Below are 13,402 nucleotides of genomic sequence, written 5' to 3' on the forward strand. Positions count from 1 at the left end.
AACCAGAAATAAAACTTATTTTGAAAGCTTGCCATCAATCGAATAAGTAGCAGATCTGGAAGCAGAAGACATTCTCGAATTCAACTTTTTTGGGGTTAACAAACAATGGATGAAAGGCCGGCTCTTGATTCTTCTTGGGCTGGCTCTTTTTTTATACCTGTACCATCCGCATCCCCCTGTCCCTTCAACACCTGCAGAAACCTTTACTACGACTCAATTCTGCTTTATCTAATTTTTCCGTTTTCCTTTTCCCCTTTCTATATATTTGTGATCTTGAATACTCATTCTACACTGATCTAACTGGAAAATGTTTAAGAAGATATTTGCGAATAATAGCGACAAGGCAGAAATGTCTTTTTTTGACCACCTGGAGGACCTGCGCTGGCACATCATCAGATCAGTGGCGGCAATAGCGGTGGTAAGCGTATTTGGTTTTATTTACACGAAAGAGATTCTGGACAATGTGATATTCGGCCCCACCAATGCATCTTTCCCGTCCTATATTGCCATGTGCAAGATCAGCCACTGGCTCGGTATGGGAGATAAGCTCTGCATTACGCCCGTAAAGGTGCAGTTCCAGAACTTTAAAATGGCCGGACAGGTAATGCTGCAGTTTAAGCTCGCCTTCATCATTGGGCTGGTAGTAGCATTTCCTTACATCTTCTATGAGTTCTGGCGCTTTGTTAAGCCGGCTTTAAAGGAAAAGGAAATAAGGGGCGCCAGGGGCGTTATCTTCTGGGTTTCCTTCCAGTTTTTCCTGGGCATAGGCTTCAGCTATTTCCTGATGGCGCCTTTTACCATCAACTTCCTGGCAGGTTATACCATCACCGATAAAGCGGTGAACCAGTTCTTCCTGGACGACTATTTCTCGCTCATGACGCAGATCATTCTCGGCATGGGTATTTTGTTTGAGCTGCCTGTTCTGGTGTTCTTCCTTACCAAAATAGGGTTGATAACGCCTGATTTTATGCGTTCCTACCGTCGTCATGCCATTGTGGTGATCCTGGTGCTGGCAGCCGTTATTACGCCTCCGGACGTGATAGATCAGCTGATCGTATTTACGCCGCTGTATTTGCTCTATGAAATCAGTATCTTTATATCGCGGAAAGCGCTAAAGGAAATGGATGAAAAAGACAGGAACCCGGTAGTAGTAGATGACGAGTGGTCCTGATAAATTCCGATTACTGTTTTAGACACTAGCAATCATGCACGCAACACTGTTCAACATGTCATTACCGGTGGCGGTTGGTTCTGACCACGCCGGTTTTGAGTACAAAGAAGAGATCATATCCTACCTGGAAGCAAAAGGGATTCAGGTAAAAGACTTTGGAGCCCATTCAAAAGACTCCGCAGACTATCCGGATTATGCCCACCCGGTGGCCACCGCCGTAGAAAGGGAAGAAGTGGCTTTTGGGATCCTGGTATGTGGCAGCGCAAACGGCGTGGCCATTACCGCCAATAAGCACCAGGGTGTAAGAGCCGCCATATGCTGGGGCGAAGAGCTGGCCAGGCTGGCCCGTGGCCATAATGAGGCCAACATTATCTGCATACCCGCCAGGTTTGTAGATACTGCGGTGGCCAAGGAAATGGTAGAAGTGTTTATGACCACCCCCTTTGAAGGCGGTCGTCACGAAACCAGGGTCAGGAAGATCGCCTGCCTCTGAGGCAGTGCCAGAGACATTCAAAATGACCGGCGATCAGTAATGGGTTGCCTGGACTGTGATCATACTTTTAAAGCCGGGATGCAGCTATCTATGCAGTTCCCGGCTTTTATTTTCATCCTTTCATTTCAACTGCTTAACATGAGATCAACTTCACTCATCACTATCTCACTGCTGTTATGTATACCTGCCTGGGCACAGTACGACGGGCGTATGGCCGCGCCCGCGGAACAACCGGCAGTAGCCGCCAGGTACGGGGAAAGCATCACCGCAGACAATATTAAAGACCAGCTGCATATTGTTGCGGGCTCCGGTATGGAAGGCCGGGAAACAGCCACAGAGGGGCAACGTAAGGCGGCTTCCTATATCATTTCACAGTTTAAGAAACTGGGCCTTCAGCCCGGGGCCAAAGGCAAATGGGAACAGTACTTTTACCTGTACCAGGATACGCTTGCGGGCGGAAGCATCCGCATAAACAATCACTCCTATGTTTTTGGCAAGGATTATTACAGCAGCATAAAGGAGTGTAAAGACCAACAGCTGCAGGCTTCCCGTATTCTTTTTGCAGGCTACGGCATTTCCACTCCGGAATACGATAACTATAAGAACCTGGATGCTGAAGGCAAAGTAGTGCTCATCCTGCCGGGAGAGCCGCGTAAGAATGATACCGCCTACCTGCTTACCGGCGCCCGCCGCGCTTCTACCTGGGGCGGTCTTGGCAAGAAGATCACTGAGGCGGCCAACCGCAAGGCCAGCGCGGTGCTGGTGGTAAATGAGGGCGCTACCCGCATAGAACAGGTAAGCGGCAACCGTTTACGGAGAACCAGTATATATACGAGCAACAGCAAACAGGAAGATAACAGCAAGCCAAACGTATATTTTATCTCCCCGGAAATGGCCGCAACGCTGCTGGCCGTAACATCTCCCGAATCCCTGCTGAACCAGGAGACAGCCGATAAGCTGAAACCGGGCATGATCAACCGGGCGGTAGATATACAATTCAGGAAAGGTGTTCGCGAGCTGAAGTCCAGCAACGTACTGGCTTACCTGGAAGGCACCGATAAAAAAGAGGAGGTGGTATTTGTTACCGCCCACTACGATCACCTGGGTACGCAGGATGGCCAGATCTACTATGGCGCAGATGACGACGGCTCAGGCACAGTGGCCGTACTGGGGATTGCCGCGGCTTTTGCCAGGGCTAAAAAGGAGGGGCATGCACCGCGCCGCAGTATTGTTTTCATGACAGTGTCCGGCGAGGAAAAAGGACTGCTGGGATCTAAATACTATACGGAGAATCCCATCTATCCCCTGGATAAGACCGTGGTAGACCTTAATATTGATATGATCGGCCGTATAGATCCCATGCATGAGAAAGACACCAACTACGTATACGTTATCGGCGATGATAAGCTCAGCTCTGCGCTGCGGGACATCAATGAAAAGGCCAATGCCACCTTTACCCGGTTGCACCTGGACTATAAATACAATGATCCCGAAGATCCCAACCGTTTCTATTATCGTTCTGACCACTATATGTTTGCCCGCAACAATATACCGGTGATCTTCTACTTTAATGGCACCCATGAGGACTACCACCGTATAACCGATACCGTTGAAAAGATTGACTACCCGCTGCTGGCGCGCCGCGCCCAGCTTGTATTCTATACCGCCTGGGAAATAGCCAACCGTGATGAAAGACTGAAAGTGGACAGGCACGAAAAATAAGCCGGCAATATGCTGGTGTGCCCACAGGCGGCACACCGGCATATCCTGCTGTCAACACATTTGCACATTAACACGCATGGTTTCACGTAGCCCTCTCCCGTGTATTTCTACATTCTTTTCGTATAGCCGCAAAAAAAATAGGTATTCCCCTTTTTTTTCAATAACTTAGGTATGAGTAATACCAAACACTAAGCAGAATTTTTACGTACTTTCCATTTTTCTGTTGTAAGCAGTGATTTCCGATAGGCAAGCAAGGCTGGAAAATCCACGTATAATAAGTGCAAATAGCTGAAACACAGTCATTAATAGAGTCTAATGATGGGCATCAGCGATCATAATTTGTAGAATGCAGGCTTATTGTGCCCCGTTATATTGGTAACCATAAAACCTTACCGTCATGAGAAGACCTCCCGCTGTACGTACCCCCGGGCCGTTCATGTATCCGGCGTGATAGCTACCTGGGACCCGAGACGTAACCCTATTGTCTAATCCTAAAAGCGTATCAATATGTCATCCACCGAATTCAACAATTTGTTAATGGGAAATGCTGATTTTCTCCGGCCATACGCAATTACACTTACCAAGGATTCGGAATCTGCCAAAGACCTCTACCAGGAAACACTTTACCGCGCGCTGGCCAACAGGGATAAATACCTGGCAGGCACCAACATCAGGGCATGGTTATATACCATCATGCGCAACATCTTTATCAACAACTACCGGCGCGGTAACCGGCAGTTCCGTCTTTTGGACAACGCCATGGGCGATTACCTGCTACACCACCAGCAGCCTGCAATCGGAAACTATGCAGAAAATGGCCTTCGGGTAAAAGATGTGCACATGGCCATCTATAATCTGCCTCCCATCTTCAAGCAACCCTTTCTTTTATATTTCGAAGGGTATAAATATTACGAGATAGCGGTGATCCTCAATGAGCCGCTGGGCACGGTAAAGAGCCGTATCCACTTTGCCCGTAAAATGCTGAAATCCCGCCTTGCGCGGTATTAAATCCGGTGCCTGAACTTAGAATTTGGTACATTTACATTTTCAATAAATGTGAATGAAGCCAAACTATTTAGACGAACTGAATGAACGCCAGCGGGAAGCCGTAGTCCATATCAACGGACCGCTGATGATAGTGGCCGGTGCAGGTTCCGGGAAAACCAAAGTGCTTACCACCCGCATAGCTCATCTTATGCGGAACGGGGTAGACGCCTTTAACATACTGTCACTTACATTTACCAACAAGGCGGCAAGAGAAATGAAGGAGCGTGTGGAGAAGATACTGGGCGGCAGCGAAGCCCGTAACCTCTACATTGGTACTTTTCACTCCGTATTTGCCAGACTGCTGCGCGCAGAAGCGCACCGCCTGGGGTACCCCAACGATTTTACTATCTACGATACAGATGACGCCAAGAGTGTGCTCAAGACCATCATCAATGAGCAGAACCTGGACGACAAGCACTACAAACCCAACTTTGTATATAACCGTATCTCTGCCGCCAAGAACAGTTTGATGGGCCCGGAAGAATACCAGCATGACTACTACGTTCAGCAGGAAGATATGCGCGGTAACCGCCCCATGATCGGTAAGATATACGATATGTACGCCAAACGCTGTTTCAAGAACGGCGCCATGGATTTCGACGATCTGCTTTTCAAAATGTATGTGCTCCTGAAACAGTTTCCCGAAGTACTGCATAAATACCAGCACAAGTTCAGGTACATCATGATCGATGAGTACCAGGATACCAACCCGGCACAGTACGAGATCATTAAGCTGTTAGGGGCCGTACACGAGAACATCTGCGTGGTGGGCGATGATGCACAAAGTATCTACTCCTTCCGCGGCGCTACCATCCAGAACATCCTCCAGTTTGAAAAAGACTATGAAGATGCCAAAGTGGTAAAGCTGGAACAGAACTACCGCAGTACCAAATCCATCCTCAATGTAGCCAACGAGGTAATAGCGCATAACAAAGGACAGATTGAAAAAGCGCTGTGGACCAACAACATGGAGGGAGAGAAGATAAAGCTGGTGCGTACCATGACGGATAACGAGGAAGGCAAGTTCGTGGCAGATACCATTGCAGAGCAAAAGCTGCGCAATCACCTGGAAAACCGCGACTTTGTGATCCTCTACCGTACCAACGCCCAGAGCCGCTCTTTTGAAGAAAACCTGCGACGCAAGGCCATTCCCTACCGCCTTTACGGAGGTGTTTCCTTCTACCAGCGTAAAGAGATCAAGGATTTCCTGGCCTACCTGCGCATTACTATCAACACCCGTGATGAGGAGAGCCTGAAACGGATCATCAATTACCCGGTAAGGGGAATCGGTAAAACCACCATAGAAAAAGCCGTTGTTTACAGCAATGAACACAATATCACGCTCTGGGAAGTGCTGGAGCGCGCCCGCGAGTTTGGTTTCAAAGGCGGTACCCTGGAAGCGATAGAAGGCTTTGTTACCATGATCCGCAGTTTCCAGGTTACCATTGATAAGCAGAATGCTTACGATGTGGCCGTACAGGTAGGTAAAAGCACCAACCTCGTAAAAGAGCTCTTCAATGATAAAACCACTGAAGGCCTGGCCCGTTACGAGAACATCCAGGAATTGCTCAACTCTATCAAGGAGTTCACCGAAACCCCTACGGAAGACGGCGAACTGCTGGATAAAAGCCTGGGGTCCTACCTGCAGCAGATCACCCTGCTCACGGATGCAGACCAGGGTAACGATGAGAACAGCGATGTGGTAAAGCTGATGACGATCCACGCAGCCAAAGGCCTTGAGTTTCCGGTGGTGTTTTCTGTGGGGCTGGAAGAGAACCTCTTTCCCAGCACGCTCTCTATCAACACCCGCGAAGAGCTGGAGGAAGAACGCCGGCTGTTCTACGTGGCCATTACCCGCGCCAAATCACGCCTGTGGCTTACCTACGCCAACAGCCGTTACCGTTTTGGCAGCCTGGTACAGAATGAGCCCAGCCGTTTCCTCGAAGAAATGCCCGAGCAGTTCATAGACCGCAGCTACGCCGGCGGCGGCGCTATGCGCAACACCTTTGGCGGCGGTGGTGGCGGCTTATGGAATAACGGTGGTTCCAATATGTTTGACCGCATGCAGAAAAAGTCGCCTGTTTCTTCTCCCGGCTCCTCTTCTGCTGCCCAATCCAGGCCCGCACCCAAACCGGCCACGCAGGCGGCAGGTACGCATGTGCCCTCGCCCGGCTTTACGCCGGATGATCCGGCTATCATGGAAGCAGGTATGGAAGTAGAGCACCAGAAGTTTGGCTTCGGTACCATCCTCAGCCTGGAAGGCGCGCCCAACAACCGTATTGCTACGGTAGTGTTTCCCCAAGGCGGCGGCGAGAAAAAGATCATGCTGAATTATGCACGTTTAATGATTGTGAAAAAATAGTCTGAAGCCGATCGTTAGTTGTTAGTGATGGCCGCGCAGGAGATCTCCGGGGCATCTATCACTAACAGCTAATGACGATCGGCCCACCACTACCTCCCCATGGATCCTTCCATTTTGCAGAAACTCCGTCATTATTGCGCTTACCAGGAACGTTGTCACAGTGAAGTAGCGGCTAAGTGCCGCGAACTGGGCCTGCGTGGCGATGCTGCAGATGCAGCCATTGCAGACCTCATAGCAGACAATTTCCTGAATGAGGAACGCTTTGCCAAAGCCTTTGCCGGTGGTAAGTTTCGCCTGAAGCAATGGGGCCGCCGCAAAATAACCATCGAGTTGCAGCAAAGGCAGGTATCACCTTACTGCATCAAAAAAGCCCTGCAGGAAATAGATGATGCAGACTACCGCGAAACACTCCATAAGCTGGCCGGAAAGAAATATGCCTCCCTGGAAGGCGAACACCCCCTGAAACGGAAGCAGAAAACCATCCAGCACCTTATACAGAAGGGTTTTGAAACAGACCTCATACTGGCTGTTGTTGAAGGAATTGCAAATGATGCCGGTTAAAGCGTCAATATTTTCAATAGTTTTTAAGCTTGCAGAGCGTAAATTTGTCAATCAGTCTTAACGGTTTACGCGTAATGCTCCATGCATTGTGCGGACGGCGTTGGGCGTTAAGCATTCAGCGTTAAGCATTTTTAATTATGTCAGATCTGAAAGTAACACTCATCCAGACGCAGCTTCACTGGGAAGATATTGCAGCTAACCTGCGGATGTTTGATGAAAAAGTGAACGCTATTCCCGAGCGTACGGAAGTGGTAGTGCTGCCCGAGATGTTCAGCACCGGTTTCAGCATGCAGCCCGAAAAGCTGGCAGAGACCATGGATGGCAGCGCAGTGCAGTGGATGAAGAAGAAAGCAGCAGAAAAGAATGTGATCATCACCGGCAGCCTTATCATTAAGGAAGGCGATCATTACCTGAACCGCCTGATCTGGATGCAACCCAACGGTGTATACGGCACGTACGATAAACGTCATGTATTTGCTTTTGCAGGCGAGCATGAGCATTATCAGCCGGGCGATAAACGCCTGATAGCCCAGGTAAAAGGCTGGAAAATAAACCTCCTTATCTGTTACGATCTGCGTTTCCCCGTATGGGCGCGTAACGCCATCTCCCCGGATACCGGGGCGCCCGTATACGATGTGCTGATCAACGTGGCCAACTGGCCCGAAGCCCGCAGCACGCCCTGGAAAACCTTACTGCAGGCCCGCGCCATCGAGAATCAAAGTTATGTGGTAGGCGTAAACCGGGTAGGCAATGACGGCAACAATATCTACCACAGCGGCGACAGCAGCATTATTGACCCGGTGGGAGAGATCATTTACCAGAAAAGTCACGACGAGGATATCTTCACATATACCCTCCAGCGCAACCGCCTGGACGACATCAGGCAGCGCCTGCCCTTCCTGAAGGATGCAGATAAATTCCAGGTGTTTTGATTACTGCAGTACACCATATCGCCATTATCTGTGCAGATTATGAACGCAGCAAGGCCTTCTACACCCAGGTACTGGGCCTGCAGATTGTAAGAGAAGTATACCGCGAAGAGCGCAGGTCCTGGAAGCTGGACCTGGCCCTGAACGGTCATTATATCATTGAACTGTTCTCCTTCCCCGATCCGCCTCCGCGGCCCACCCGCCCCGAAGCGCAGGGACTGAGACACCTGGCTTTTACCGTACAGGATATAGCACAATCAGTGGCAGCGCTGCAGCAGCATGGCGTAGCGGCAGAGCCCATACGTGTTGACCCTTACACCGGTAAACGCTTTACCTTCTTTTCAGACCCCGACGGCTTGCCGCTGGAATTATACGAAACCTAAACATACCGCTATGGCAGTTACTTATGTTAATGCACGTATTTTCACCGGAGACCGCTTTTTGGAAGATCATGCGGTATTAACAGACGAAGGACGTATCATCGGTATACTGCCGGTTTCAGAGATCCCTGCAAACACGCAGCGGATAGATCTTTCGGGCCTTACACTGGCCCCTTCGCTGATAGACCTCCAGATCTACGGAGGTAACAATAAATTGTTTCCATACGACCTGGATACGGCTTCACTGAAAGCTACCTATGAATATTGCCGTGGGGGCGGGGCAGCTTATTTCATGCCTACCGTGCCTACCAGTTCCTGGGAAGTGATGCTGAAAGCCATACAGGCCGTAAAACAATACTGGGACGAGGGTGGGGCCGGCGTACTGGGCCTTCACCTGGAAGGCCCCTTCATGAACCCCGAAAAACGCGGCGCTCACCTGCTGCAATACATCACAGCGCCAACGCAATACGATATTGACCGCCTGCTGGAACATGGCAGGGGAATCATTAAGATGATGACACTGGCCCCTGAATGTTGTGACCCCACACTGGTTAAACAGCTGCAGGACGCCGGTATACTGGTTTCCGCCGGGCATAGTAATGCCACCTATCAGCAGGCCTATACTGCTTTTGAAAACGGTATACCCGCCGCCACCCACCTGTTCAATGCCATGTCTGCCCTTCAGAGCAGGGCCCCCGGCATGGTAGGCGCTATTTATGATCACAGCCGTGTATGCGCCAGCGTGGTGGCAGATGGTATCCATGTAGACTTTGCCTCTATCCGCATCAGCAAGAAGATTATGGGTGAACGCCTCTACCTGATTACAGACGCCGTAGCAGAATGCCTGGAGGGAGACTATATCTATATCAGGGAGAACGACCGTTATGTAAATGCACAGGGAACCCTTGCAGGGTCCTGCCTTACCATGATACAGGCCGTGAAAAACTGCGTACAGCAGGTGGGTATTCCGCTGGATGAAGCCCTGCGCATGGCCAGTACCTACCCGGCTGCCCTGGCAGGGAAGGGTGATGAGCTGGGCCGCATAGCTGCCGGTTACCGCGATAGCATGGTGGCATTTGATGAGTATTTTGAGGTGCACTATTCTTTACCTTCGCAGTTAACAAATCCTTAACCTGCAAACATTGTATGTCGGCACTAAAGCGTTTTTTAACCAGAGATCATTACAAGTATTCCTTTTTACTGGGTTGGCTGTTGCTGGGCTTATTGCAGGCAGGGTTCACAGAGCTGATGGATGATGAAGCCTACTACTGGGTATATTCCCGCCACCTGGACTGGGGATATTTTGATCATCCGCCCATGATAGCGCTGCTGATAAAGACAGGGTACGCTATCTTTCATAATGAGCTTGGAGTACGCTTAGTGATGGTGCTGCTCAATGTGCTGACCCTCTGGCTTACCTGGGAACTGATCCCTCAGAAGCATAACCGCCTGTTTTACCTGGTAATGGGTGCGATGGGCGCCATGCAGATAGGCGGAATGCTGGCCGTGCCCGATGTACCCCTGATCTTTTTTGCCACCTTATATTTCTGGGTTTACCGGCGTTTCACCGAACAGCAAAGCTGGAAGAATACCCTGCTCCTGAGCCTGAGCATGGCCCTGATGTTTTACAGTAAGTATCACGGGATATTGCTGGTGTTCTTTACCCTGGTATCCACCCCCAGCCTGCTGCAGGTATTCAAGTTCTATATAGCGTGTATCATTACTGCGCTGCTATACCTGCCACACCTTTACTGGCAGTACAGCCACGGCTATCCTTCCATCCAGTACCACCTGGTTGAAAGGAATGCCCCGGGTTACCATATTTCGTATTCACTGGACTATATCCTCGGACAGCTATTGCTTTTCGGGCCAATTGCCGGCTGGCTGATATTGTACTATGCTTTTATCTGCCCCATCCAGAGCAGTTTTGAACGTACGCTCAAGGTGTGCCTGATAGGTGTGCTGGCCTTTTTCCTGTTCAGCACTTTTAAAGGCCGGGTAGAGGCCAACTGGACGGTGATGGTGTTTACGCCAGCCGTTATACTGGCGCACCAGGCCATTATCCGACGCAGGGGCTCCTGGAAATTGTTGCGTTATCTCACTATTGCCACACTGATAGTAGTGCTCATCACAAGGGTGTATATGGCCTGGGATTTTTTGCCGGGGGTAAAGATCCGCCCGGAGATCCATCATAACCGCGAATGGGCAAAGGCCCTGGAAGATAAGGCCGCCGGCATACCGGTAGTGTTCCTGAACAGTTACCAGCTGGCCTCCAAGTACATGTTCTATTCAGACGGAGAACCGGCCTACAGCGTTAACAGCCGTTATGCCCGCCGTAATCAATACAATTACTGGAACACCGAAGAACAGTTATGGGGCAAACCGGTAATGATTGCCTATCAGCCGGGAACAGAATTGCCGGTGACCGATAGTATACACACGGTAAAAGGCACCTGGGAATATTACATACAGCCACAATACTATTCATACTCACTGATCTGGATGGTGCCTGCCATGAAAAAGCTGCAGGTAAAGCCGGGAGAGCGTATGGCTTTCGTACTGAAGATGCGTAGCGGTTACCATCAGCCGGTACCCGAAGACACCGCCCACGAAGCGGTATTGGGCTATGCGTTTATGCGTAAAAGAGAAGGATTAGCCCCGGTAAGATCAGATATCAGCCTTACCAAAGCGCTGCAGCGACACATGATCCGGATGGAAGTAACCATGCCCGAACAACCCGGCGAATACCAGCTCAAATTCTGTGTATTCGCAGGCGTACTGCCGCCCACCCACAACAGCGAAAGCATCAAAATAAAAGTAGAAGAGTAATGAGTAGCAGCTGTTAGCTATTATTGTTCAAATGCATTCCACCCCTGGGCTACCAGCTTGAATTTATTACCGCCTTTGGTAATAATATGCGCTCCTTCGCTGATGTCTGTCATATAGCCGATCACGCTGATCTGCTCATTGAGTAACAGCTTTTCATGATCCGCCTGTTTAATGGTGAACAGCAATTCATAATCCTCGCCGCCGCTCAATGCGCAGGCGGTGGGGTCCAGGCTGAATTTCATTGCCTGCTGCCTGCTTTGATCATGTATGGGTAATTTGTCTTCATAGATCACACAGCCCAGGTTGCTTTGCTTGCAGATGTGCAGGGCTTCTGAACTGAGGCCGTCGCTCACGTCCATCATGGCGGTAGGCCTGATTTCCGAAGACTCCAGGAACTCAATAATATCTTTGCGGGCTTCCGGTTTCAGTAAACGACCAATGATATAGGTCTGGTTTTCCAGGTCTGGTTGCAGCTGAGGATGCTGCAGGTGTACCTGTTTTTCGCGTTCCAGCAGGGTGAGCCCCAGAAAGGCAGCGCCCAGATCGCCGGATACACAGATCAGGTCTCCTTTTTCGGCGGTAGAGCGTTTTACGAACTGGTCAGGGGCAACTTCGCCGATGGCCGTTACGCTGATCACAAATCCCTTCTGGGAAGAGGAGGTATCGCCTCCTACCAGGTCTACACCGTATCTTTCGCAGGCGGCATAAACACCATCGTAAAATTCGCTGAGGGCCTCAACGGAAAAGCGGTTGCTGAAGGCAATGCTGACGGTGATATGGGTAGGGGTGGCATTCATGGCGTAGATGTCAGACAGGTTCACCACCACTGATTTATACCCGAGGTGTTTCAGGGGGGTGTATGCCAGGTCAAAATGAATGCCTTCCACCAGCATATCCGTGCTGATCACGGTTTGTTTGCCAAAATGGTCTATTACGGCCGCATCGTCGCCTACGCCGAGCACGGTGCTGGCCTGCTGAATTTCTATATTTCTTGTGAGATAGTCTATCAGGCCGAATTCCCCGAGGGAGCCGACCTCTGTCCTTTCTTCGCTCATTGCGCTAAAAATTTATTTACCGTTTACGGCCGCCAGCAGTTCATCATGAATGATCCCGTTGGTGGCAATGATTTTTTTCTGATGGGGAGAGAAGCGATTGCCCTTGAAATCGGTCACTTTTCCGCCCGCTTCTTCTACGATAATGAAACCTGCGGCAGAGTCCCAGGCATTCAGCTTATGTTCATAAAAACCATCAAAACGTCCGGCAGCCACCCAGCAAAGATCAATGGCGGCAGATCCCAGGCGGCGCAGCGGCAGTCCCTGCCGTATAAAGCGGCCAAACACCACTACAGGATCGTTTGGCTCGTCTTCCCAGGTATATGGAAAGCCCGTCACCAGGCAAGCCTTTGCCAGCTCGGGTTTTGCAGATACGCGGATAGGTTGGCCGTTCAGGGTGGCGCCCTGTCCTTTCTCTGCAAAGAAGAATTCATTCATGAAAGGGTTATACACGGCGCCCATGATCACTTCGCCGTCTACTTCCACGCCAATGGATACACAGCATAAGGGAATGCCGTGGGCAAAATTCACTGTTCCGTCCAGCGGGTCTATGATCCATTTCGTGTTGGAAGGAGTGCTGATCTCCCCGGCTTCCTCACTGAGGATGTAATGGTCGGGGTAGGTTTCCCGGATAGCGCTCAGGATAGCGGTTTCAGCCTGCTTGTCAGCCTCTGTAACCAGGTCATTTACAGTGCTTTTGCTGTCTATCTGGAAGCTGCCGTTAAAATATTGCTGTAAGATCTTTCCACCGGCCTCCGTAGCTTTAAGTAATGTGGCTTTTAACATGTCGCAAAGGTAGGAGATTTAGTTGTCAGTTGTTAGTTGTCAGTTATCAGTGATTTAAGTGAAGGAAGCG

12 protein-coding genes are annotated in these 13,402 nt (G+C 50.2%); 10 read left to right on the top strand and 2 right to left on the bottom strand.

The window, feature by feature from the left end; genetic code table 11:
- Window positions 1-307 precede the first annotated feature (307 nt).
- From tatC to Q0577_RS22240, 10 genes are all read left to right on the top strand, one after another.
- On the top strand, window positions 308-1,171 hold the full coding sequence (gene tatC / locus Q0577_RS22195; RefSeq protein WP_298740232.1) for a twin-arginine translocase subunit TatC: 864 nt from the start codon (window positions 308-310) through the stop codon (window positions 1,169-1,171).
- Window positions 1,172-1,205: 34 nt separating this feature from the next.
- Window positions 1,206-1,664, top strand: coding sequence for a ribose 5-phosphate isomerase B (gene rpiB, locus Q0577_RS22200; protein WP_298740234.1), 459 nt, complete (start codon window positions 1,206-1,208; stop codon window positions 1,662-1,664).
- Window positions 1,665-1,802: 138 nt separating this feature from the next.
- Window positions 1,803-3,386 carry a M28 family peptidase gene (locus Q0577_RS22205; RefSeq protein WP_298740236.1) on the top strand — a complete coding sequence of 528 codons (1,584 nt, stop codon included), beginning with the start codon at window positions 1,803-1,805 and terminating at the stop codon, window positions 3,384-3,386.
- A gap of 507 nt (window positions 3,387-3,893) precedes the next feature.
- Window positions 3,894-4,394, top strand: a complete 501-nt coding sequence (locus Q0577_RS22210) for an RNA polymerase sigma factor (RefSeq protein WP_298740238.1) — start codon at window positions 3,894-3,896, stop codon at window positions 4,392-4,394.
- 52 nt (window positions 4,395-4,446) lie between these two features.
- Window positions 4,447-6,795 (top strand): ATP-dependent helicase, encoded by a 2,349-nt coding sequence (locus tag Q0577_RS22215; RefSeq protein WP_298740240.1) that lies wholly within the window; start codon window positions 4,447-4,449, stop codon window positions 6,793-6,795.
- Window positions 6,796-6,894: 99 nt separating this feature from the next.
- Window positions 6,895-7,356 (top strand): regulatory protein RecX, encoded by a 462-nt coding sequence (locus Q0577_RS22220; RefSeq protein ID WP_298740242.1) that lies wholly within the window; start codon window positions 6,895-6,897, stop codon window positions 7,354-7,356.
- A gap of 137 nt (window positions 7,357-7,493) precedes the next feature.
- Window positions 7,494-8,288, top strand: a complete 795-nt coding sequence (locus tag Q0577_RS22225; protein WP_298740244.1) for an amidohydrolase — start codon at window positions 7,494-7,496, stop codon at window positions 8,286-8,288.
- Window positions 8,285-8,668, top strand: coding sequence for a VOC family protein (locus tag Q0577_RS22230; protein WP_298740246.1), 384 nt, complete (start codon window positions 8,285-8,287; stop codon window positions 8,666-8,668). The genes Q0577_RS22225 and Q0577_RS22230 overlap by 4 nt, the downstream gene beginning before the upstream one ends.
- A gap of 10 nt (window positions 8,669-8,678) precedes the next feature.
- Complete coding sequence (gene nagA / locus Q0577_RS22235; RefSeq protein WP_298740248.1) at window positions 8,679-9,797, top strand: N-acetylglucosamine-6-phosphate deacetylase; 1,119 nt, start codon at window positions 8,679-8,681, stop codon at window positions 9,795-9,797.
- Between the two features lie 14 nt (window positions 9,798-9,811).
- Window positions 9,812-11,494 (top strand): glycosyltransferase family 39 protein, encoded by a 1,683-nt coding sequence (locus tag Q0577_RS22240; protein ID WP_298740250.1) that lies wholly within the window; start codon window positions 9,812-9,814, stop codon window positions 11,492-11,494.
- 20 nt (window positions 11,495-11,514) lie between these two features.
- Here Q0577_RS22240 and thiL read toward each other — a convergent pair whose 3' ends face one another.
- Window positions 11,515-12,549 carry a thiamine-phosphate kinase gene (gene thiL / locus Q0577_RS22245; protein WP_298740254.1) on the bottom strand — a complete coding sequence of 345 codons (1,035 nt, stop codon included), beginning with the start codon at window positions 12,547-12,549 and terminating at the stop codon, window positions 11,515-11,517.
- A 12-nt stretch (window positions 12,550-12,561) separates the two neighbouring features.
- Complete coding sequence (locus Q0577_RS22250; RefSeq protein WP_298740256.1) at window positions 12,562-13,332, bottom strand: inositol monophosphatase family protein; 771 nt, start codon at window positions 13,330-13,332, stop codon at window positions 12,562-12,564.
- Window positions 13,333-13,402 lie beyond the last annotated feature (70 nt).

The organism is uncultured Chitinophaga sp., from assembly GCF_937898475.1.
Classification (GTDB): domain Bacteria; phylum Bacteroidota; class Bacteroidia; order Chitinophagales; family Chitinophagaceae; genus Chitinophaga.